Raw genomic sequence first — 21,852 nt, forward strand, 5'->3', positions numbered from 1 at the left:
CGCGGGCGCTTTGTAATAACTAGATTGCTTTGTAAGAACTAGATTGCTTTGTAAGAACTATTATCAAGAGTCGTGCCAACTTTTCATAAAACCTAATAAATTGAAAAATAACGGAAAAATATTTTTGACTGTTTTGAGATAAAATGTAGAGTGATAATTTTAACCAACTATTGGCGAATTTCATCATGAGTGAGCAATTAGAAAACCTGTTGGGCGAAGCCAACTCTTTTGTTGAGGTGCTGGAGCAAGTTTCAGGACTGGCAAAACTGAATAAACCGGTGTTGGTGATTGGCGAGCGAGGAACCGGGAAAGAACTGATTGCCCACCGCCTGCATTATTTATCCGAGCGCTGGCAAGGGCCATTTATTTCACTTAACTGTGCCGCGCTGAATGAAAATTTACTCGACTCAGAGCTGTTTGGCCATGAAGCCGGGGCATTTACCGGAGCACAGAAACGTCATCTTGGCCGCTTTGAACGCGCCGATGGCGGCACCTTGTTCTTGGATGAGCTGGCGACTGCGCCAATGTTAGTGCAGGAAAAATTATTACGCGTCATTGAATATGGCCACTTGGAGCGCGTGGGCGGCAGCCAACCCTTACAGGTAGATGTTCGGTTAGTGTGCGCCACCAATGATAATTTACCCGCCTTAGCCGCAGCCGGAAAATTTCGGGCCGATTTACTCGACCGCCTCGCGTTTGATGTGGTGCAGTTGCCGCCGTTACGCGAGCGCCGACAAGACATCATGTTGCTGGCGGAACACTTTGCCATGCAGATGTGCCGCGAATTAGGTTTACCGTTGTTCCCCGGTTTCACGCCGTTAGCTCAATCACAACTCCTGGAATACTCTTGGCCCGGGAATGTCCGAGAGCTAAAAAATGTGGTTGAACGGTCAGTGTATCGTCATGGGAACAGTAATCAGCCGCTGAATAATATTATTATCAATCCTTTTGCCAGCCGGTCGAATACTGAAAATATGACGCCTGAAAGCAATGATGGCGTTGGTGCAGCAGATACCTTGACGGCCCTGCCCGCACTCCCACTCGATCTTAAGCAATGGTTACATCACAGTGAACAACAGATGTTAAAACATGCGTTAGCACAAGCGCGCTTCAACCAGCGCAAGGCGGCAACGCTGCTGGGATTAACATATCATCAGTTACGCGGCATGTTAAAAAAGCATGCCATGCTGGCAAGTGATAGTGAGCAGGAATAGTTGCCACCAGGAAGAGACGTTAACCGGAAAAATAGCATTAACAGAAAGCATCAAACGGCTGAAAATGGATGATGACAGGCAAAAAAAAAGCCAGCACCCGAGCTGGCTTAAAAAACACTGGAAGCAATGTGAGCAATGTCGTGCTTTTCTGTCAAAAGCCTGAAACTACAAGCCTTGTCTCGAAGAGCAAGGTAATGATAATGGTTATCAATAGCAGTTGCAAACAATTTGTTGAGAATTTTTCTCATTACCATACTAACAATAGTAGAATTGCCCGCCGCCACGCTGGAAATCCCCTTCAATCCTTAATTACCCTGTTAATTTCCAAGTGCAGAAACAATATGTTGCGGTCTATACCGCTTGATTGCTGCAACAAACAGCAGATAGCGCAGTTGTTTTGCTCAATGGATTGGGAGGAGTGCCAGATTACGGTACACTAAGCGTATTGCTTACTTACTGCGAAGCGTTTATGCGTGCTTTATTGATTTGGATGCTGTCGCTGCTGTGTCTTGCAGCCCCTGCGCTGGCGCAACCTGCCCCGGCTGCTGACCCCACAACTCCACTGCCGGATATCCGTCAGCGCGGCTTTGTCTATTGTGTCAGCGGGATACTCAATACTTTTAATCCGCAAATGGCCAGCAGCGGATTAACCATTGACACCCTCGCGGCCCAGCTCTATGACCGCTTGTTGGATGTCGACCCTTATACCTACCGGTTAATCCCTGAATTAGCAGAAAGCTGGCAGGTACTGGATAACGGCGCCACTTATCGTTTTCATTTACGTAAAGATGTCCCATTCCAGACCACGGACTGGTTCACCCCCACCCGCATGATGAATGCCGATGACGTGCTCTTCAGTTTTCAACGGGTGCTTGACTCACAGCATCCTTACCACGACGTCAATGGCGGCGAATATCCCTATTTTGATAGTTTGCAATTTGCTGATGCAGTACAAAGTGTCAAAAAGTTGGATGACTATACGGTTGAATTTAAACTAAAAGCACCCGACGCCTCCTTCCTCTGGCATTTAGCAACCCATTATGCGCCAGTGCTTTCTGCGGAATATGCCGATGATTTAACCCGCAAAGGCCGACAAGAACAAATTGACCGCGAACCCGTGGGGACGGGCCCGTTCTTGTTAAATGAGTATCGCTCTGGTCAATATATTCGGTTGTTCCGTAACAGTAACTATTGGAAAGGTTTGCCACGCATGCCGCAGGTGGTGATTGATCTGGGGGTCGGCGGCACGGGCCGGCTCTCCAAATTACTGACCGGTGAGTGTGATGTGTTGGCCTATCCTGCCGCCAGCCAGCTTTCTATTTTACGTGATGACCCGCGCCTGCGCCTGACACTGCGCCCCGGGATGAATGTGGCCTATCTGGCCTTTAATACCCAGAAACCGCCGTTAAATGACCAGCGGGTGCGGCAAGCCATTGCTTTATCGATTAATAACCAGCGATTGATGCAGTCAATCTATTACGGCACTGCCGAAACCGCCGCATCCATTTTACCTCGGGCATCATGGGCTTATGACAGCCAGGCACAGGTCACTGAATATAATCCAGAAAAAGCCAAAGAGATCCTCAAAGAGCTGGGTATTTCTAAGCTGCAACTCAATTTATGGGTGCCAACCGCCTCGCAATCCTATAACCCAAGCCCCTTAAAAACGGCGGAGTTAATACAGGCGGATTTGGCGCAGGTTGGAATTAGCGTGAATATCGTGCCCGTTGAAGGCCGCTTCCAGGAAGCCCGGCTGATGGATATGAGCCACGACTTAACACTGTCTGGCTGGTCAACCGACAGCAACGACCCGGACAGTTTCTTCCGCCCATTGCTCAGCTGCGCAGCAATTCGTTCGCAAACAAACTATGCTCACTGGTGTGACCCACAGTTTGATGAACTGCTGCAAAAAGCATTGCGCTCCCAGCAATTATCGGCGCGTATTGAGTATTATCAGCAAGCCCAGCGGATTCTGGAACAACAATTGCCGCTGTTGCCATTGGCATCCTCTTTGCGGCTACAAGCATACCGTTATGATATTAAAGGTTTGGTATTAAGCCCATTTGGTAACTCTTCTTTTGCTGGCGTGTTCCGCGAGAGCAATGAGGGCAAAAAACCATGATAATCTTCACGTTACGCCGCCTATTGCTGCTAGTGATAACCTTGTTTTTCTTATCACTGGTAGGTTTTAGCCTAAGCTATTTTACCCCACATGCTCCGCTGGATGGCGCAGCCCTGCTGGATGCTTACCGCTTCTATTTCCGCAGCTTACTCCAGTGGGATTTTGGCGTTTCCAGCATCAATGGTCAGCCCATCAGTGAGCAATTGCGCGAAGCTTTCCCAGCCACGATGGAACTTTGCGTGTTGGCCTTTACTCTGGCGCTGTTTGTCGGCATTCCTTTGGGGATTATTGCCGGGGTGATGCGCGGTAAATTTGCCGACCTTGCCATCAGCTCCATTGCCCTGCTCGGTTTTTCCATTCCGGTCTTTTGGCTGGCGCTGTTATTGATGCTGTTCTTTTCTCTGCATTTGGGCTGGTTGCCGGTGTCTGGCCGTTATGACCTTTTGTACCAGGTAAAGCCCGTCACCGGGCTGGCGCTGGTCGATGCATGGCTATCCCCTTCACCCTATCGTAAAGAAATGATGATAAGTGCGCTGCACCATATGATTTTGCCCATTACGGCACTGGCAGTCGCCCCCACCACCGAGGTTATCCGCCTAATGCGCACCAGCACTGATGATGTTATCGGGCAAAACTACATTAAAGCGGCAGCCACCCGTGGCTTATCAAAATTCACCATTATTCGCCGCCATGTGCTGCATAATGCCTTGCCGCCAATCATTCCGAAATTGGGGTTACAGTTCTCAACCATGCTGACACTGGCGATGATAACCGAGGTGGTATTTAACTGGCCGGGGTTGGGCCGCTGGCTGATTAATGCCATTCGTCAGCAAGATTACGCCGCTATCTCTGCCGGTGTCATGGTGATTGGTTCATTGGTCATCGCCATTAACGTCCTGTCCGATATTATCGGCGCGATGATGACGCCATTAAAGCATAAGGAATGGTATGCCCTTCGATAATGTCTACCGCGAGAAGAAAATGCCCAGCCCCTTGCTGTATACCTGGCGGCTTTTCTATGCTGATGGCCTGGCAATGGTGGGGTTTTATGGCGTTGTCGGATTGTTGTTGCTGTGTGTGTTGGGTAGCACTCTGGCCCCCTATGCCCTCGACCAACAATTTTTAGGTTACCAATTGCTGCCGCCATCCTGGTCAAGGTATGGCAATGTGTCTTTCTTCCTCGGCACTGATGACTTAGGTCGCGATATTTTAAGCCGCTTATTAGAAGGCACCGCCTCCACCTATGGCTCCGCGCTATTGGTAACCGTGGCCGCCGCGCTCTGTGGTGTGGTGCTCGGTGTCTTCGCGGGTATCACTCACGGCTTTCGTTCCGCAATTCTTAATCATGTGCTGGATACATTGCTCTCCATTCCTTCATTGCTGCTGGCCATCATTGTAGTGGCCTTTGTCGGCCCGAGTTTGGAACATGCCATGTTTGCCGTGTGGCTTGCATTGCTGCCCCGCATGGTTCGCACCATTTATAATGCCGTTCATGATGAGTTGGATAAAGAATATGTGATTGCAGCCCGCCTGGACGGGGCCTCCACGCCACATATTCTGGCCTATGCCATTTTGCCCAATATTGCCGCGGTGTTAGTTACTGAATTTACCCGCGCATTATCAATGGCCATTCTGGATATCGCCGCCTTGGGTTTTCTCGATTTAGGTGCGCAATTGCCCTCGCCAGAATGGGGGGCCATGTTGGGCGACTCGTTAGATTTAGTCTATGTCGCCCCCTGGACTGTCATGCTGCCGGGTGGAGCCATTTTGGTAAGTGTGTTACTGGTTAACTTGTTGGGCGATGGCATGCGCCGCGCGATTAATGCGGGGGTGGAATAATGCCGTTACTTGATATTCGTAACCTTACCATTGAATTTATGACCTCCGAAGGCATGGTCAAAGCCGTTGACCGCATCAGTATTACACTGACTGAAGGTGAAGTTCGTGGGTTAGTTGGCGAGTCCGGCTCAGGTAAGAGTTTGATTGCCAAAGCTATCTGTGGCGTCAGTAAAGATAACTGGCGCATCACCGCAGACCGTTTTCGCTTCAACGACATTGATTTACTGCAACTGACCCCACGCCAGCGGCGCAAAGTGATCGGCCATAATATCTCCATGATTTTTCAAGAGCCGCAATCTTGTCTGGACCCATCTGAAAGTATTGGTCGGCAATTACAGCAAGCTATTCCCGGCTGGACATACAAAGGCCGCTGGTGGCAGCGATTCCATTGGCGTCAACGGCGCGCCATTGAATTACTGCACCGCGTGGGGATTAAAGACCACAAAGACATTATGCGCAGCTATCCCTATGAGCTGACCGAAGGCGAATGCCAAAAAGTGATGATTGCTATCGCGCTGGCCAACCAGCCCCGTTTGCTTATCGCTGATGAACCCACCAATGCGATGGAGCCCACCACACAAGCCCAGATTTTCCGTCTGCTGGCGCGGCTGAATCAAAACAACAACACCACTATCTTGTTGATAAGCCATGACTTGCAGATGATGAGTAAATGGGCCACCCGGGTTAATGTGCTGTATTGCGGCCAAACCGTCGAAAGTGCGGTCTGCGAAGATCTGCTGGCGACCCCGCACCACCCTTATACTCAGGCGCTTATCCGCGCCATGCCCGACTTTGGCCGTTCTCTGCCACATAAAAGCCGGCTGAATACCTTGCCGGGGGCTATTCCATCACTGGAACATCTGCCTATTGGCTGCCGTCTGGGCCCACGCTGCCCTTATGCGCAAAAAACCTGTATTGAAACACCTCGCTTGCGATTGGTTAAAAACCACGCCTTTGCTTGCCACTTTCCCTTGAATCTGGAGGAGCAATAATGGTCGATACCCTGCTCGAAGTCCGTAACTTGAGCAAAACCTTCCGCTATCGCACCGGATTATTTCGCCGCCAACATGTGGAAGCGGTGAAATCTGTCAGTTTTACCTTGCGCGAAGGGCAAACACTGGCGGTAATTGGTGAGAATGGCTCAGGGAAATCCACTCTGGCGAAAATGCTGTCAGGGATGATTGAACCAACCGAAGGCGAGCTATTAATTGACGACCATCGTCTGGTTTATGGTGATTATGCTTACCGCAGCCAGCGGATCCGGATGATTTTCCAAGATCCCAGCACCTCACTCAACCCGCGTCAGCGCATTGGTCAATTACTGGATGCGCCGCTGAAACTCAACACCGATTTAGATGCGGCGGCACGCGAACAGCGAATTTATCAAACGTTACGCCAGGTGGGTTTGCTGCCGGATCATGCAAATTATTACCCGCATATGCTGGCCTCTGGTCAGAAACAGCGCATTGCATTAGCCAGAGCCTTGATTTTGCAGCCAAAGGTGATTGTTGCAGATGAAGCGCTGGCCTCACTGGATATGTCCATGCGCTCGCAGATTATTAATCTGATGCTGGAATTACAGGAAAAGCACGGCATAGCTTATATCTATGTAACCCAACACATTGGCATGATGAAACATATCAGTGACCAAGTGATTGTGATGCATGAGGGGGAAATTGTAGAGCGCGGCAGTACCGCCGAGGTGCTGGCTTCTCCGCTGCACGACCTAACTAAGCGATTGATTTCCAGTCATTTTGGTGAGGCCTTAACCGCAGATGCCTGGCGACGAGACGCCGGTAACTTTTAACTCTGGGTGTGACTGGCATCCTGTTAATAGCCCTTCATAAAGGTGGGTGTGAAACATTACCCCGCTCAGGGTAATAACCGGCTTATTACGATGGGTTTTCTCCGCGCAGACTCAACTGCGTTTTTGGTGTTCCTCGGTTATATCGTTAACCAATTATTAACTAACGTAATAACATTTTTGTTATATATAATAATATGTTATTACTTTTAGTTATGAATTATGGCTTAACATTCTTTTATCTCGTCAATCCAATCAGCAATGATATCCACTGTGTTCTCTCCATAAAACAACAGGATATTTTGCCAATGTTGATACCTCGCATTTTTCATGGCACCCCGGCTAATCCCGCCCTATTTAATCTTGTGCATCCGGCTTATCCGCCGGGGATGTTACCTTTCACTGTGGCGTGTTGCTGCCGCTAACGGAGGTCACTATGGTGCAGTTTAGACACCAAGATAATGCCCACTGGTATCATGAGACTCAACGTAGCGGCAATGCAGAGCACCTGACAGCAGCGCCGGTGCATGAACCTGACCCTGCTCATCAGGGCCATATTCATCTGACACAAGATCAGCAAACACATGATAAGCAAATACAAGATAGTGACAACGTCACCGATGAAAACATTTTTCTGCTGGGTCTTGCCGAGGAGATCCCCGCCAGTTTAAATAACAGCTTACAGCACCACGCGCCACTGTTCGCGGCATCAGACGCCATGTACCGGGCGCTGTTTCCGGCTATTGTCACCCCCGACCACAGCAGCACATTTTCATTATATGACCGCTTAAGCAGTGCATTAACTGTCGCGCAGGTGACGGGAATTCAGCGGTTGTGCAGCCATTATGCGGCGCGCCTCACGCCACTTCCCAGCCCGGATGCCTCGCGGGAAAGTAATATGCGGCTGACGCAAATGACACAATATGCCCGCCAACTCGCCAGCCAGCCGACATTAATTGACCGACATGCACTGCAACAGTTGGTTGAGGTGGGCTTAACTCAAACGGATATCATTGTTTTATCACAGATAATTGGCTTTGTTGGTTATCAGGCCAGAGTGGTCTCTGGTATTTCAGCTCAGGCCGAATATCCGACAGTCATGCTACCCGGATTCCCACGAATGGAAGATGCGCCAGCCGGTCAATTACCCAGTGTTGATGCCCAATGGCAAGGCGGGTTACCTGGCTTAGTGGCCGATACTGCACTTGCAGAACATGGGGTGGCGGTGAAAACTGAGCTGACACTCAACCAGTTGTTGGCGCAACATCTGCCAAGTTTGCCCGCATATAGTGCTATTACTGCATGGCTGCATAACCCGCTGGCAGCGATTCCTGCTGATTGGCAAGCATGGGTATCATTGGTCAGCGCGCGGATCAATGGCAGTTTGTACTGCCAGGCTCAGCATCGGCACTCTTTGCAGCAACAGGCTGGCAATGCATCGTTATTGGCCGCCCTACAGCTCGGGATTGCGGGAGCTCTGGCAATCTCACCCAAAGCGCAGCTTAGCCACCCGCTTATTTATATCAGCGCCGAACTGACGCGCGCGCCAGAGCGTTTTAATCATCAGCATATTAGCCCATTGCTCGCTCTGGGGGTCAGTCATCAGCAACTGCTCGGTATTATCCTCAGCACGGCTACCGCGGGCTGGGTCAACCGCCTAAGACACAGCTTGGGGCAAACCTATTGATAACAGGTTCACTAAGGCCAGAACCTATTCAGCCCCCCGTGGGCTATTAAGCGGCGTGGGTTGTTAACCACTGTTTGGCAATATCAAAGAAGTGCTGAGCCAGCGGTGTCACCCGCTCCGGTTCAGCCACCACCACGGCGGCATGCCGATTCATCTTAGGAATATTCACTGGGCGTCTTTGTAATGGCGCAGACATTTCATCCAATAAACTCCCTTGGGGGAATAATCCGCAACCCAGCCCGACCACCATCGTTTGCAGCAACTGAAAAATGGACGTGCTTTCCATCCTGACATGTAATGACAGACCCGCATCGCGAAAGCTGTTATCCAGATAACGGCGAAAATAGCGGCTAGGTTCCGGCAAACAGAGCGGTAAAGCGGCAACTTGCGCCAAAGTCAGCGGTTCAGTTCCTGACAAATGCGGGAAATATTCGGGATGGAAAACCACATCAACCCCACTATCAACCAGCGGTTGCGCCTGAAAATGTAATTCATTTAATGTGGTTAACTCAAAAAAACCAATACCCACATCAACCGAATGGCCGGTCAGTGCTTCCAATAACTGATCCGCGCTTAATACTGAAACCCGATAGTCCAACTGGGGATAACAGTCACTGGTATTTTTCAGTAATCGTGCCAAAGAAATGCTGCACTGCGGCACCACACCAATCCGCAGTGTGCCATTCACGCCATTTTTGAGTGATTCCACTTCCAATTTTAGCCCTTGATAGACCGAGACAATTTCTCGCGCCCACGCTAATACGCGCTCGCCTTCTGGGGTAAAACCTTCAAAGTTATTGCCACGGTTTATCAGTGCAATACCCAGCTCCCGCTCCAGGTTTTTCAAGCGCATCGACAACGTCGGCTGGCTAACAAAACTGGCTTCAGCTGCCCGGCCAAAATGCCGTTCGCGCTCTAAATTACAGAGATAAATAAGCTGTTTGATATCCATACAGATACTCAGATTTTTATGATGTGACCCAGTATATCACTGCGTTGCGGGCGCATGTTTTTGCCAATGTCGCTTTTGCCGGTAAAAAATTTACACAACTCTTTGATCCAGCGCTCAGTTCACTGCTCAACTTGGGAATTCACCTGCCCAATATTTAGCCCATTTTGGATAGTTTCAGTCATTTCTTCATATGCATAATATTGATTCAGTCATTCACATATATGTAACGATATAATCCATTAAAATTATAAATAGCAGAATATATCACTGAATAAAATGAGTTCAGCTTTTAATCAAAATAAAAATTCGCCAAATTGATAAAACATAAACGTTAATACTGCATAACATTTGTAACATGGTGATATTAAGCTGGCTATGATATGTGTAACAGAATATTACTAAGGACTTGTCTCATTGACAAAGATAGTGAACATTAACCGCCGAAAAACATCTTATAACAACGCAAAAGGATGCCATCTCGCGCATTCACTTTTGTATTTCCGGTCATTTATCACCGGTAGTGAAAAACAGAGGTTTCCGTGTCAACAGCAAACAGTAATCAGCAACCACCAAACGACCAACACCCCGAAGACATCAGTATGAATGCTTTCAAACAGCCGAAAGCCTTTTACCTGATCTTCTCTATAGAGCTTTGGGAACGTTTTGGTTATTACGGCCTGCAAGGGATCATGGCCGTATATCTGGTAAAAATGCTCGGGATGAGCGAAGCCGACTCCATCACTTTGTTCTCATCTTTCAGCGCCTTGGTTTATGGTTTTGTTGCCATTGGTGGCTGGTTAGGTGATAAAGTGCTTGGCGCAAAACGGGTTATCGTACTCGGCGCCATTATTCTGGCGGTGGGCTATTCAATGATAGCCTACTCTGGCCATGACATTTTCTGGGTTTATCTCGGAATGGCAACCATTGCCGTGGGTAATGGCTTGTTCAAAGCTAACCCTTCTTCCTTACTGTCAACCTGTTATAGCAAAGACGACCCGCGTTTGGACGGTGCATTTACCATGTACTATATGTCCATCAATATAGGTTCGTTCTTCTCTATGTTGGCAACCCCGTGGTTAGCGGCGAAATATGGTTGGAGTGTTGCTTTCTCTCTGAGTGTGGTGGGGATGCTTATCACTTTGGTGAACTTCTGGTTCTGCCGTAAGTGGGTGAAAAACCAAGGTTCTAAACCTGACTTCGCACCATTACAGATTAAAAAATTACTGATGGTATTGGTCGGTGTGGTCGCGTTGATCACCCTGTCTAGCTGGTTATTGCATAACCAAGTAGTCACTCGTTGGGCTCTGGCATTGGTTTCTCTGGGTATCATCTTCATCTTTGCCAAAGAGACTTTCTCACTGCACGGGACTGCTCGCCGTAAAATGATTGTGGCCTTCCTGCTGATGCTGGAAGCCGTGGTGTTCTTTGTGTTGTACAGCCAAATGCCAACCTCACTGAACTTCTTCGCTATTCACAACGTAGAACATTCCATCTTTGGTATTACTTTTGAACCAGAACAATATCAAGCATTGAACCCATTCTGGATTATGGTTGCCAGCCCGATTCTGGCCGCAGTCTATAACAAAATGGGCGACCGCCTGCCAATGCCGCATAAATTTGCTTTCGGTATGGTGCTTTGCTCCGCCGCTTTCTTGGTATTGCCTTGGGGCGCAAGTTTCGCTAACGAACACGGCATCGTTTCTGTTAACTGGCTGATTCTGAGCTATGCGCTGCAAAGTATTGGCGAACTGATGATTTCTGGTTTGGGTCTGGCCATGGTTGCGCAGCTGGTACCTCAGCGCTTGATGGGCTTCATCATGGGCTCATGGTTCCTGACCACTGCCGCCGCCGCGCTTATCGCCGGTAAAGTGGCCGCGTTGACCGCAGCACCAAGTGATATCACCGACGCCCATGCATCACTCGCTATCTATAGCCACGTATTTATGCAGATTGGTATTGTGACGGCCATTATCGCGGTATTGATGATGCTGACTGCACCAAAACTGTATCGTATGACATTGGCACCGAGTGACAGCACCAAAAATACACCAGCGACAACCGCATAATTCATTATCCGGTTATCACGCTTATCAATAGCGCTCCTGCGGGGGCGCTTTTTTATTCTTACCTTTCCTGACATTCCTACGTTAGACTGAAAATACTTATCCCTGATGAGATATGGCCTAAATATCACCTCTGCTCAATCCGTTAGGTGACAACTATCCCTTTAATAAATACATTTGCTTTATCAGCCGCTTTCTTACTCACCTCTGAGGGTCTCTATGAAGAGTGCATTTCTTAGCAAAATAAAACTCCGCAAAACATTACTGGCGCTGTCGATTATTGGCACCAGTGCTCTGGCTCTCGGTTTCCCGACGATCAGTACCGCCGCGGCACCCGCACAACAGCAAACGCAGGTTCCCGGCTACTACCGGATGGCATTAGGCGATTTTGAAGTCACAGCTATTTATGACGGTTATGTAAAACTGGGCACCAATCTACTGAAAGATATCAGCGAAAAAGATATCCAAAAGCTACTCTCCAGCATGTTTATTGCTAGCACTGACGGCGTGCAAACTGCGGTAAATGCTTTTTTGATTAACACCGGCAGCCACTTGGTGCTAGTGGATGCGGGCGCGGCACAATGCTTTGGGCCAACACTGGGAGTGGTGGTGGATAATATTCGTGCCGCTGGTTATCAGCCGGAACAGATTGATACCGTCCTACTGACCCACCTGCACCCCGACCATGCTTGTGGTATCAACAATCAAGGTAAAGCGGTTTTCCCTAACGCCACTGTCTATGTATCAAAAGCGGATGCGGATTTCTGGTTGAATAAAGACATCGCCAATAAAGCGCCGCCAGAGCAGCGCCCGATGTTTGAAAAATCAATGGAATCGGTTGCTCCTTATGCCGCAAATAATAAGTTAAAAATATACACCACCGGTGAAGCCCTCTTACCGGGCGTCAAAGTGGTGCCCACACCGGGACATACCCCAGGCCACAGCGCCTATCTTTTCACCTCAAAAGGCGACAACTTATTGGTGTGGGGAGATATCGTGCACAGCCATTCAATCCAGTTCGCGCATCCGAATGTCTCTTTAGAATTTGACTCTGACAGCAAACAAGCCATTGCCACCCGCAAAGCCATTTTTGCTGAAGCCGCTAAAGATAAACTGTGGGTAGCCGGCGCGCATCTTCCATTCCCAGGCATCGGCCATGTTCGGGCAGATAAAGTGGGTTACACTTGGGTGCCAGTGGAATACAGCCCACTGATTGAGAAGAAATAAGACAAGGCAGCTTAACTTACTGAGGTTAAAAACCGCCATTTCTCAGTGAGTTAAGGCTGCTGACAAAGTTGGCTGGAGGGAATGGTTGCTGGGGGTAACTGACTCGGAACTGAACATATCCGCTCCCTTACCAGACCTATCATTAGCGACTCAGTTATCTGACCATACCGCCAGCTGATAGCCATCCGGATCGGTAAAGTGGAAGCGCCGCCCACCCGGAAAAGCAAAAATAGGCACCACAATGGCGGCACCGGCTGCTTCCAGACGTTTTTGCGCCTGTGCTAAATCAGTGGCATACAGAATAATTAGCGGCCCGCCATTAGGCTGAACGGCACTTAAGGTCGTCAAGCCCCCGCGCAACCGACCATCAGTAAACTCACAGTATCCCGGCCCATAATCGGTAAACTGCCAGTTAAAAACTGTGCCATAAAAAAGTTTCGACCGGGCAATATCACTGACGGCGAATTCTATATTGTCTATCCGACTATCATGTCCCTGAATATCCATAAATTGCTCCTGAAGTTAATTGCTTGATAATACTGATAACCTATCTTAGGCATTGCCTGCAATTTTCTCCCACCTCGCCGTGAACACCATCACATTATAACTGTGCAAAAAACACACTATACTGAACTAAGGCTGGGTAATATCACATCCCATCCGGTGGGTCGAGAAAGAGGACTGTTGTCTGTGATGAGTGGCCGATAATGGGCCCGGAGGTGACTTATGATAAACCATGTTTGGGGGCTTTTGACCCATCCCAGTCAGGAACTAAGGCAAATCAAGCACGAGGGTGAAAGCATCCGGCACTTATATGCCCATCACGTCCTATTGATGGCTGCTATTCCGGTGATTTGTGCCTTTATCGGCACCACTCAGGTGGGCTGGGATTTCGGTGAGGGCCATACCCTAAAACTCAGCGCCTTTACCGCCCTCTATTCCGCTGTCATTTTCTATGTGTTGATTCTGGCCGCCGTCGCCCTGATGGGGCGCGTGATTTACTGGATGGCGCGCCGCTACCCCAGCCGACCCAGTTGGCAAAGTTGCACCCTATTTGCCGGTTATGCCGCAACGCCCCTATTTTTAGCCGGTATGGTGGCGCTCTACCCTATTATCTGGCTGTGCTTATTCGTCGGGATTATCGCCCTTTGCTATGCCGGTTATCTCTTGTATTTGGGGATCCCAACCTTCCTGAATATTGACCGGCAGGAAGGGTTTATTTTCTCCGGCTCCACCTTTGCAATTGGGGTGTTGGTATTAGAGCTACTCCTTGGCCTGACCGTGCTACTTTGGGGTTACAGCTCGCGCCTGTTATAACAGTTATTTTTCCGCACCGCTCTGCCTCGCTATTTGCAAAGCGGTGCCTCTTTAATTCTGCGCGGCGGCCTAAAGGGGCCAAATAGCTTTCCGGGCCCTGGATAAAACAGCTAACAGGCTTTTATCGTAATTAATGTCGCCCAGATCGCAATCTCTTACATCCCCGCACAGAATAAGGTTGTACACTGGGTGGGACTGATGCAAACAAGGCGAAAAAAATGAAAAAGCTGACATTAAAAGAAATGACCGAAAGTGAGCAACGAGACGTCAAAACACAACTCGACAAAGCCAGAATAAATTTAGGAAGGGCATTAACCAACTCAGAACAGAATAAAGTGAAAGACGAAGCCATAGAAAAAATCATGAACGCCCGAGAACAAGTCGCCAAGTTAACCCGCGTCGAAAGAAAACCAAAAAACAGCACCAAGCACCACAACTTTTAGCTGGTCTTCATCTATCAGCTCTCGCCCACCACGGTAATAGATTTCTACTGACAGAAAATACCTGTCATGGATGACCTACGGCGGGGAATATTCTCCGCTGCAGGAAAACCTTATTTTTTACAAAGCCATTAATTTCCAGCACAATAGTATCTTAGGATTAAAGAAGCTTTTTTCTTTCAGTACTCTATTAAGGAGTTTGTGATGAAATTGTTCTATAAACCCGGTGCCTGTTCTTTATCACCGCATATTGTATTACGTGAAGCAGGATTAGACTTCAGTATTGAAAGTGTCGATCTAGCGACTAAGATAACTGAGACGGGTGAAGACTATTTAAGCATCAATCCCAAAGGCCAAGTGCCGGCGTTATTGCTTGATGATGGCAGCCTACTGACTGAAGGCGTTGCTATCGTGCAGTATCTGGCGGATAAAGTTCCAGATCGCCATCTCATTGCCCCTACGGGCACTCTCTCCCGCTACCATGCTATTGAGTGGTTAAACTTCGTTGCGACTGAGTTACATAAAGGATTCAGCCCGCTATTTAACCCCAAAACACCGGAAGAATATAAAGTTATTGCCCGTGAGCGGCTGGATAAACAATTCAGCTACGTAGACCACGAATTATCACAGCATGATTATCTGTTAGGCAAAAAATTCAGTGTCGCCGATGCTTATTTATTTACGGTAACCCGTTGGGCGAATGCGCTAAATCTAGAAATCACCCAGCGCAGCCATCTGGATAAGTATATGGCCCGAGTTGCTGAACGCCCGGCAGTCAAAGCCGCGCTGGCAGCAGAAGACGCAAAGAAATAAAACATTAGCCTAATAGCAGCGCCCTTATTAAAGGGCGTTTTTTCTAGGTATTCAATTCGTTGATTATTTTATCGACTCGCCAAACTCAATAGATTTCAAGTTGTCGCCAAGCGGTAACCAAATAAATCCAAAGAGTTGATATAACTCAATGACTCAGGTGAGTGATAGCCGCTGACTCTGCAATATCTTGAACGATGACCGGTATCGCCGTGAAGTGACTATCAGGATTAACAATCGCATCCTGGGCCGCAACAATCTGAAGCTCATATTCACCCATTTCCTGGGTTTTTAGCATCACTTCATAAACCGCGGCCGTTACGTGCTCCAATGCTTTTACCAATGGCTCGCCTTTCAGCAAATTGACCAACAATAAACCACTGGTCAAATCACCGACACCCACTGGCTGGCGGGCACCAAAGTCTACTAACGGGCGGCTGATATGCCATGCTTCATCGGCGGTGACCAATAACATTTCAAAGCAATCCGCACGATAACCCGCACGACTCAGGTGTTTCACCAGCACCACTTTCGGCCCTTTAGCGCAAAGCTCACGGGCAACCTTAACTGCTTGCTCAACATTTTCAACTCGGACACCACTGAGTTGCTCCAGCTCGAGCAGATTTGGCGCAATAATATCACTGGCCGGTAACGCTTTCTGGCAAAAGAATTCGGCAACACCGGGGGCGACGATACAGCCTTTTTCAGGATGCCCCATGACCGGATCACAAAAATACCAGGCAGCAGGATTGGCCTGTTTCACTCGCTCGACTGCCGCCAGAATATGTCCACCTTGTTCAGGGGAACCAATATAGCCACTCAAAACTGCATCACAATCTTTCAGCCGACCAATGTCAGCAATTCCTTGCACAATTTCAGTCAAATGACTGGCTGGCATCACACATCCCGTCCAGTGACCATATTGAGTATGATTCGAAAACTGAACAGTATTGAGCGGCCAGACATTGACTCCCATCCGCCGCATAGGAAACTCTGCAGCACTATTCCCTGCATGGCCAAAAACAACATGTGACTGAATTGAAAGTATATTTTTCATTGATGCGGCCTAAAGTCAAGGGCGTCTACCCCACTCACAGACAGGGGGGAATTGATAAGTTAATAAAATATCGGCAAAAAAATAAGGGACATTTCTGCCCCTTATTTTATTTTACGCTTACAACCAGCTAATCAGGCAATAATGTTTTTTGCCCCGGCGCAATAAAGTGTAGCGGCCAAATAGACGGTCGGCATCGGTGAAAATATATTCAGGATCGGATTGCTTCTCGCCATTAATCGCCACGGCATTAGAGTTAATCATGGTGCGCGCCTGACCACGGGAAGGAACCAACTCGGCATTCACCAGCGCCTGTTGCAAATCTGCATCACGGGCCAGTTCAATACTTGGCATACCATCTTGCGCCAACTGGGCAAAATCCGCCTCCGTCATCTCTTTTAAATCACCGGAGAACAAGCTGTCGGTAATACGTTTAGCGGCCGCTAAACCTTCAGCACCATGCACCATCCCGGTCACATTCTCTGCCAGAACATATTGGGCACGCGGCGCTTTACCACTGTTTTTATCTTCTTCTTCCAGCGCATTAATATCTTCTATGCTCATGAAAGTAAAGAATTTCAGGAAGCGGTAAACGTCAGCATCCGCTGTATTGATCCAGAACTGATAGAATTTATAAGGGCTGGTTTTCTTCGGATCAAGCCACACAGCACCGCCTTCGGTCTTACCAAATTTGGTGCCGTCAGCTTTGGTTATCAGTGGCACTGTCAGACCAAAAACTTGCTGCTGGTGCAGGCGACGTGTCAAATCTATACCTGAGGTAATATTACCCCATTGGTCAGAACCGCCGATTTGCAGCGCCACACCGTGCGCCTTGTTCAGACAGGCAAAATCGTAGGCTTGCAACAAGTTGTAGGAGAACTCGGTAAATGAAATGCCGCTGTCATCGCGATTTAACCGCTGTTTGACGGCTTCTTTATTAATCATCTGATTAACAGAGAAGTGCTTACCGATATCACGCAGGAAAGTCAGCACATTCATGCCACCAAACCAATCATAATTATTGGCAGCAATAGCGCTGTTTTCGCCGCAATCAAAATCCAGGAAAGGCGACACCTGACGGCGGATTTTTTCAACCCACTCATTGACGGTATCTTCGGTATTCAGTTTACGTTCGCTGGCTTTGAAGCTTGGGTCACCAATCATGCCAGTCGCGCCGCCGACCAAGGCAACCGGGCGATGCCCTGCCAGTTGGAAACGTTTCAGGCATAACAATGGAACCAGATGGCCCAAATGCAAGCTGTCTGCGGTAGGATCGAAACCGCAATACAGTGAAATTGGCCCTTGCGCCAGTCTCTCTGCTAACGCGTCTTCATCCGTAACCTGGGCAACGAGGCCCCGCTCTTGCAATTGTTTAATCAGGTTGCTGCTGGTCATCAATGACTCCATTATCTGCTACAAAAATTGTCTTTTACACAAAATTGCCTTTTGCAAAAAAATGTCTCTTACAAAAGTCACTTCACGAGAAATCCTCAAGGAAGCTATAGAATAAAGCGCACTTCACACGAGCGCTAGGTTTAACCACAATTATTTCATCATTCTCAAGGGGCTAAGCGGTCAATTTTCCAGGCATCGGCATCCCGTTGATAAATAAAGCGGTCATGCAGCCGATGTTCACCGCCTTGCCAAAACTCGACAGAGTGGAATTTAACGCGGAATCCGCCCCAAAAACTGGGTAAGGGAACGTCACCTTGCTGGAATTTTTGTTTTAGCTCGAGAAATTTACTTTCCAGCACGCCACGGGCTGAAATCCGTGAGGATTGTTGTGATACCCAGGCACCAATTTGACTGTCTTTAGGGCGGGAACTGAAATATTTTAGAACTTCGAGGGTGGAAAGCCTTTCTGCCTGACCGAGGAAAATCACTTGCCTGTCCAGCATATGCCAAGGAAATAACAAGCTAATATGTGGGTTTTGTGCCAATTGCTGTGCTTTACGGCTGCCTAAGTTGGTATAAAAGACCAACCCCTGCTCATCATAATGTTTCAATAGCACAATGCGCTGGAAAGGTTGGCCGCTGGCATCCACGGTTGCTACACACATTGCGGTTGGATCCGGTAACCGGGCCTCACAGGCCTGTTTTAGCCAGCGCTCGAATAATTCCAAGGGATTTTCGGTTAAATCGCTACGGCGTAGTCCGCCACGAATATATTCACGACGTAACTCTGCAACATCAAATTCATTATTGTCAGTCATATAAGCTCTATAACGCGCAGGAAAGCAGTGATTGTCATTCTGCCTTTGCAGCAACAGAATCACAATCACACTTAGCTATAACGGCCTAATTACTTGATCAAAACACAGTCATTAATAATGACTTTCTCATCACGTTCAACAAAAGCGCTGTTTCCCTTTGACCAGAAAGTATAGCGACCATCACTGTATTTAGCGCCAGATGCCGCGCGCACTTGTGGCAAGCTGAGTTGTTTGCCATCCAAAATCAAACTGACTTTATCTTGCTGGTTATCCTGCATGACGGTCAGTTGGGTGCCACCACATTGATAGTGTAAGGTTTCATTCTTCGGTTGCACCAAACTACATCCTGACAGCAGCACCAGTGTTGCTACGCAAAAAAAAGGTTTTGTTGCACCAGAATAAATTGTTGTTGTGCCAGAATTAATTGTTGTTGTGCCAAACAAAAGTTTCATCATGCCGCCCTCATTGAGTAAATAAGCCACCCTAATCCAGGGCAGCTTAGCACTCTCATCGGCAGGATACAGGATGGACTGCTCCTAAAATGGTCTCACAACTGGCGCCAGTCACTGACGGGAGATTGCCAGTTTTCCCTGATAAAGTACGAAATGCCAGCCAGGCAAATGCCAGCGCTTCCATATCATCACCACTGACGCCAAAATCATCCGTCACCCCCACTTCCGTCCCCGGTAACAAAGCAGACAATCGCGACATCAGCAATGGGTTGCGCGCCCCGCCGCCACACACCAACAGGCGATCGCAGCCCCCCGCCAGTTGAACTTGTTCTGCAATGGAAACCGCCGTTAGTTCAGCTAAGGTCGCTTGCACATCTGCAGGTTTTATTCCTGGCATTGTCGCCAGTTGTTTATCCAACCATCCGGCGTTGAAATACTCGCGCCCGGTACTTTTCGGAGCGGGTAAAGCAAAATAGGGATCACTGAACATCAGCTCAAGCAGTGCTTGATTAACCTGCCCGGACAGCCCCCATTCGGCATCTTTGTCATAAGCCAAAGCCCGGTTACGCCAAATCCAGGAATCCATCAGCATATTCCCCGGCCCAGTGTCAAAACCGCGCACCGGTAAATCAGGGAGCAGCAGAGATAAATTTGCGATCCCGCCAATGTTCAATACCATGCGCCGTTCAGTTGCATGGGCTAATAATGCATAGTGGAAGGCCGGCACCAAAGGCGCGCCCTGCCCGCCATATGCCATATCACGGCGGCGGAAATCCCCGACAGTGGCAATTTTTGTCAGCGCAGCAATACGATTGTTATCACCTAATTGCATGGTGAATGCGGGTTCGCCTAAAGGCTCATGCCACACCGTTTGCCCATGACAACCAATCGCCGTAATGTCCTGTGCCGTTAAGCCCTCTTGGCCCAATAACGCCAGCACCGCCTCCGCAAACAAGATCCCGAGTTGAGCATCAAGCTTGCCTACGGCAGATAACGTGGTCGACTGCCCCTGACACATGCCGAGAATGTCTTTTTTCAACTGTAACGGCATGGGGTGGCAATAACTGGCCTGCTGGGCCACCATGCGCTCATCAATAGCCGCCAGCACCACATCAACCCCATCCAAACTGGTTCCTGACATCACTCCAATAAAACGGCCTGATTTCATAGCAATGACCTTATTTCCCCTTCTGGGGTCAAATAGTAACAAAACTTGTCGTGAGTCACGTCAGAATAATAAAATTAACATCATGAAAAGATATACTTTTTTAAGTGTATACCGCCATTGGGCCTTGTCTTAAAGAATGCTTTTTATTTGCAAGAAAGGTCACATAAAAGTCACTCGTTCTGACATTTTCATTTACGGGAGCATTATTTCTCACTTTAAGAAAGTTAAACTGCCGTTTAATATTGGTTGAGGTATAAACCGCTAAGCTTCGCATCCATTGATAGGGTAGAAAAAATAAGCACACAGCCAAATATCAGTTAAGTAGTGAAATAAACATTGGGGTAAGCCATACTTTACGCAAATACTAGACCGTCAATGGACTGGATTTGGATATCCCCGGCATACTGAACCGAAACACGGTTATGCATTTTTAATAGGAGTTTTTAAATGATCAAGCCATTAATTGCCGTTGCAATTGTCGCCGTTACACTGACCGGTTGCGCTAACAACAGTACCTTGTCTGGTGATGTATTCAGCGCATCACAAGCCAAGCAAGTACAAACTGTAACTTACGGCACATTGATCTCAGTTCGTCCTGTCACCATTCAGGGCGGAGACGAAAACAATGTAATGGGTGCTATTGGTGGTGCGGTATTAGGTGGTTTCCTTGGCAATACTGTCGGGGGTGGTACGGGTCGTAGCTTGGCAACTGCCGCAGGTGCGGTTGCGGGTGGTATGGCAGGACAAAGCGTTCAAGGGGCAATGAACCGGACTGACGGGGTGCAACTTGAAGTGCGTAAAGATGATGGCACCACCATTCTTGTGGTTCAGAAACAAGGCCCAACTCGTTTCAGTGTTGGTCAGCGTGTAATGCTCGCCAGCAGCGGCAGCACAGTAACGGTTAGCCCACGCTAATCCTTCTTCTGACCCTGCATTAAGATAGTGACCATTAAAAGCCAGGGGTCGTTGCGAACCCTGGCTTATTTTTACTACCAAAAATTCATTTCTGCTGTGAATAGAGTCGTAACGCTTTATTATTACTTGCTTTGTAATTGAATAATGTTTCTTTCGAGCTTATCAATCAAACCAGAGAGCAATGCAATTTCATCTGGTGAAATTCCCCCAAGAATCTCTTTGCGGGTGGAACATATAACGCCGTCAACTTGTTCTATTATCGGTGAAGACTGTTCCGTCAGTTTTATTCTCTTTGCTCGTCGGTCATTTGCGCAAGTATGGCGTGTGATTAAACCTTTCTCCTCCAGTTGATCTAAGGTTCTAACCAATGATGGTTGTTCGATACCAATCGCTTTTGCCAGTTGAATCTGTGATTGCTCAGGTGGTAAACGATTAATGTTATGCAAGGTAACCCAATGCGTTTGGGTCAGCTCCAGCGGTTTCAACCGATGGTCGATAAGTGCGCGCCAAACGCGAACTAATCGTGCTAAATCAGATCCTAATGTCGATTCCAATTGCCCCTCCTTTTATTTAGC

The 21,852-nt window shown here is 48.3% G+C and carries 20 protein-coding genes and 1 pseudogene; 13 read left to right on the plus strand and 8 right to left on the minus strand.

All coding sequences use genetic code 11. The features are described 5' to 3' along the window. Window positions 1-185: 185 nt before the first annotated feature. The 7 genes from pspF (at window position 186) to YROHD0001_RS16655 (ending at window position 8,666) form a co-directional block, all read left to right on the plus strand. Window positions 186-1,214 carry a phage shock protein operon transcriptional activator gene (gene pspF / locus YROHD0001_RS16680; protein ID WP_004712929.1) on the plus strand — a complete coding sequence of 343 codons (1,029 nt, stop codon included), beginning with the start codon at window positions 186-188 and terminating at the stop codon, window positions 1,212-1,214. A gap of 469 nt (window positions 1,215-1,683) precedes the next feature. Further along, window positions 1,684-3,336: an ABC transporter substrate-binding protein SapA gene (gene sapA / locus YROHD0001_RS16675; RefSeq protein ID WP_032815860.1), complete on the plus strand. Its 1,653-nt coding sequence runs from the start codon at window positions 1,684-1,686 to the stop codon at window positions 3,334-3,336. Beyond that, window positions 3,333-4,298: a putrescine export ABC transporter permease SapB gene (gene sapB, locus YROHD0001_RS16670; RefSeq protein ID WP_032815861.1), complete on the plus strand. Its 966-nt coding sequence runs from the start codon at window positions 3,333-3,335 to the stop codon at window positions 4,296-4,298. Before sapA ends, sapB begins: the two co-directional genes overlap by 4 nt. After that, window positions 4,285-5,175 (plus strand): putrescine export ABC transporter permease SapC, encoded by an 891-nt coding sequence (gene sapC, locus YROHD0001_RS0117065; RefSeq protein WP_032815862.1) that lies wholly within the window; start codon window positions 4,285-4,287, stop codon window positions 5,173-5,175. The genes sapB and sapC overlap by 14 nt, the downstream gene beginning before the upstream one ends. Further along, on the plus strand, window positions 5,175-6,167 hold the full coding sequence (sapD, locus tag YROHD0001_RS16665) for a putrescine export ABC transporter ATP-binding protein SapD (protein ID WP_004712932.1): 993 nt from the start codon (window positions 5,175-5,177) through the stop codon (window positions 6,165-6,167). The genes sapC and sapD overlap by 1 nt, the downstream gene beginning before the upstream one ends. Next, the gene (sapF, locus tag YROHD0001_RS0117070; RefSeq protein ID WP_032815863.1) at window positions 6,167-6,982 is read left to right on the plus strand and encodes a putrescine export ABC transporter ATP-binding protein SapF; all 816 of its coding nucleotides are present in this window, start codon (window positions 6,167-6,169) and stop codon (window positions 6,980-6,982) included. Before sapD ends, sapF begins: the two co-directional genes overlap by 1 nt. A 433-nt stretch (window positions 6,983-7,415) precedes the next feature. Then, a complete protein-coding gene (locus YROHD0001_RS16655; RefSeq protein WP_004712934.1) occupies window positions 7,416-8,666 on the plus strand; it encodes a CMD domain-containing protein in 1,251 nt (416 codons plus the stop codon). A gap of 46 nt (window positions 8,667-8,712) precedes the next feature. On the opposite strand, the gene YROHD0001_RS16650 is transcribed toward YROHD0001_RS16655, so the two are convergent. Beyond that, complete coding sequence (locus YROHD0001_RS16650; protein WP_004712935.1) at window positions 8,713-9,618, minus strand: LysR family transcriptional regulator; 906 nt, start codon at window positions 9,616-9,618, stop codon at window positions 8,713-8,715. A 539-nt stretch (window positions 9,619-10,157) separates the two neighbouring features. Here YROHD0001_RS16650 and dtpA point away from each other — a divergent pair. Together dtpA and YROHD0001_RS16640 are read left to right on the plus strand one after the other, a co-directional pair. Beyond that, the gene (gene dtpA, locus YROHD0001_RS16645; RefSeq protein WP_004712937.1) at window positions 10,158-11,684 is read left to right on the plus strand and encodes a dipeptide/tripeptide permease DtpA; all 1,527 of its coding nucleotides are present in this window, start codon (window positions 10,158-10,160) and stop codon (window positions 11,682-11,684) included. A gap of 216 nt (window positions 11,685-11,900) precedes the next feature. Next, a complete protein-coding gene (locus YROHD0001_RS16640; RefSeq protein WP_004712938.1) occupies window positions 11,901-12,908 on the plus strand; it encodes an MBL fold metallo-hydrolase in 1,008 nt (335 codons plus the stop codon). A 150-nt stretch (window positions 12,909-13,058) separates the two neighbouring features. Here the strand turns inward: YROHD0001_RS16640 and YROHD0001_RS16635 are convergent, their stop codons facing one another. Next, window positions 13,059-13,415 (minus strand): VOC family protein, encoded by a 357-nt coding sequence (locus tag YROHD0001_RS16635; protein WP_004712939.1) that lies wholly within the window; start codon window positions 13,413-13,415, stop codon window positions 13,059-13,061. A 219-nt stretch (window positions 13,416-13,634) separates the two neighbouring features. Between YROHD0001_RS16635 and YROHD0001_RS16630 the strand changes: the two genes are divergently transcribed. The 3 genes and pseudogenes from YROHD0001_RS16630 (at window position 13,635) to gstA (ending at window position 15,478) form a co-directional block, all read left to right on the plus strand. After that, window positions 13,635-14,225 (plus strand): Yip1 family protein, encoded by a 591-nt coding sequence (locus YROHD0001_RS16630; RefSeq protein ID WP_072086819.1) that lies wholly within the window; start codon window positions 13,635-13,637, stop codon window positions 14,223-14,225. A gap of 218 nt (window positions 14,226-14,443) precedes the next feature. Beyond that, window positions 14,444-14,705, plus strand: a pseudogene (gene yjbD / locus YROHD0001_RS19230) (DUF3811 domain-containing protein). A gap of 164 nt (window positions 14,706-14,869) precedes the next feature. Beyond that, the gene (gstA, locus tag YROHD0001_RS16620; protein WP_004712943.1) at window positions 14,870-15,478 is read left to right on the plus strand and encodes a glutathione transferase GstA; all 609 of its coding nucleotides are present in this window, start codon (window positions 14,870-14,872) and stop codon (window positions 15,476-15,478) included. A gap of 145 nt (window positions 15,479-15,623) precedes the next feature. On the opposite strand, the gene pdxY is transcribed toward gstA, so the two are convergent. The 5 genes from pdxY to anmK all read right to left on the minus strand — a co-directional run bounded on the left by pdxY (window position 15,624) and on the right by anmK (window position 20,362). Further along, complete coding sequence (gene pdxY / locus YROHD0001_RS16615) at window positions 15,624-16,532, minus strand: pyridoxal kinase PdxY (protein WP_004712944.1); 909 nt, start codon at window positions 16,530-16,532, stop codon at window positions 15,624-15,626. Window positions 16,533-16,649: 117 nt separating this feature from the next. Further along, complete coding sequence (gene tyrS, locus YROHD0001_RS16610; protein WP_072086820.1) at window positions 16,650-17,924, minus strand: tyrosine--tRNA ligase; 1,275 nt, start codon at window positions 17,922-17,924, stop codon at window positions 16,650-16,652. Between the two features lie 164 nt (window positions 17,925-18,088). Next, window positions 18,089-18,742 (minus strand): pyridoxamine 5'-phosphate oxidase, encoded by a 654-nt coding sequence (gene pdxH / locus YROHD0001_RS16605; protein ID WP_004712946.1) that lies wholly within the window; start codon window positions 18,740-18,742, stop codon window positions 18,089-18,091. Window positions 18,743-18,831: 89 nt separating this feature from the next. Further along, window positions 18,832-19,194, minus strand: a complete 363-nt coding sequence (locus YROHD0001_RS16600; RefSeq protein ID WP_032816036.1) for an MliC family protein — start codon at window positions 19,192-19,194, stop codon at window positions 18,832-18,834. A 55-nt stretch (window positions 19,195-19,249) separates the two neighbouring features. Then, window positions 19,250-20,362, minus strand: coding sequence for an anhydro-N-acetylmuramic acid kinase (gene anmK / locus YROHD0001_RS16595; RefSeq protein WP_004712948.1), 1,113 nt, complete (start codon window positions 20,360-20,362; stop codon window positions 19,250-19,252). Between the two features lie 447 nt (window positions 20,363-20,809). On the opposite strand from anmK, the gene YROHD0001_RS16590 reads away from it, so the two are divergent. Next, window positions 20,810-21,277, plus strand: a complete 468-nt coding sequence (locus YROHD0001_RS16590; RefSeq protein ID WP_004712949.1) for an outer membrane lipoprotein — start codon at window positions 20,810-20,812, stop codon at window positions 21,275-21,277. A gap of 122 nt (window positions 21,278-21,399) precedes the next feature. On the opposite strand, the gene rovA is transcribed toward YROHD0001_RS16590, so the two are convergent. Then, the gene (gene rovA / locus YROHD0001_RS16585) at window positions 21,400-21,831 is read right to left on the minus strand and encodes a virulence master transcriptional regulator RovA (protein WP_004712951.1); all 432 of its coding nucleotides are present in this window, start codon (window positions 21,829-21,831) and stop codon (window positions 21,400-21,402) included. Window positions 21,832-21,852 lie beyond the last annotated feature (21 nt).

Source organism: Yersinia rohdei ATCC 43380, assembly GCF_000173775.1.
GTDB lineage: Bacteria > Pseudomonadota > Gammaproteobacteria > Enterobacterales > Enterobacteriaceae > Yersinia > Yersinia rohdei.

Coding starts and splice junctions, on each gene's coding strand:
- pspF (WP_004712929.1), top strand. CDS start 186: ATGAGTGAGCAATTAGAAAACCTGTTGGGCGAAGCCAACTCTTTTGTT.
- sapA (WP_032815860.1), top strand. CDS start 1,684: ATGCGTGCTTTATTGATTTGGATGCTGTCGCTGCTGTGTCTTGCAGCC.
- sapB (WP_032815861.1), top strand. CDS start 3,333: ATGATAATCTTCACGTTACGCCGCCTATTGCTGCTAGTGATAACCTTG.
- sapC (WP_032815862.1), top strand. CDS start 4,285: ATGCCCTTCGATAATGTCTACCGCGAGAAGAAAATGCCCAGCCCCTTG.
- sapD (WP_004712932.1), top strand. CDS start 5,175: ATGCCGTTACTTGATATTCGTAACCTTACCATTGAATTTATGACCTCC.
- sapF (WP_032815863.1), top strand. CDS start 6,167: ATGGTCGATACCCTGCTCGAAGTCCGTAACTTGAGCAAAACCTTCCGC.
- YROHD0001_RS16655 (WP_004712934.1), top strand. CDS start 7,416: ATGGTGCAGTTTAGACACCAAGATAATGCCCACTGGTATCATGAGACT.
- YROHD0001_RS16650 (WP_004712935.1), bottom strand. CDS start 9,618: ATGGATATCAAACAGCTTATTTATCTCTGTAATTTAGAGCGCGAACGG.
- YROHD0001_RS16640 (WP_004712938.1), top strand. CDS start 11,901: ATGAAGAGTGCATTTCTTAGCAAAATAAAACTCCGCAAAACATTACTG.
- YROHD0001_RS16635 (WP_004712939.1), bottom strand. CDS start 13,415: ATGGATATTCAGGGACATGATAGTCGGATAGACAATATAGAATTCGCC.
- YROHD0001_RS16630 (WP_072086819.1), top strand. CDS start 13,635: ATGATAAACCATGTTTGGGGGCTTTTGACCCATCCCAGTCAGGAACTA.
- gstA (WP_004712943.1), top strand. CDS start 14,870: ATGAAATTGTTCTATAAACCCGGTGCCTGTTCTTTATCACCGCATATT.
- pdxY (WP_004712944.1), bottom strand. CDS start 16,532: ATGAAAAATATACTTTCAATTCAGTCACATGTTGTTTTTGGCCATGCA.
- tyrS (WP_072086820.1), bottom strand. CDS start 17,924: ATGACCAGCAGCAACCTGATTAAACAATTGCAAGAGCGGGGCCTCGTT.
- pdxH (WP_004712946.1), bottom strand. CDS start 18,742: ATGACTGACAATAATGAATTTGATGTTGCAGAGTTACGTCGTGAATAT.
- YROHD0001_RS16600 (WP_032816036.1), bottom strand. CDS start 19,194: ATGAAACTTTTGTTTGGCACAACAACAATTAATTCTGGCACAACAACA.
- anmK (WP_004712948.1), bottom strand. CDS start 20,362: ATGAAATCAGGCCGTTTTATTGGAGTGATGTCAGGAACCAGTTTGGAT.
- YROHD0001_RS16590 (WP_004712949.1), top strand. CDS start 20,810: ATGATCAAGCCATTAATTGCCGTTGCAATTGTCGCCGTTACACTGACC.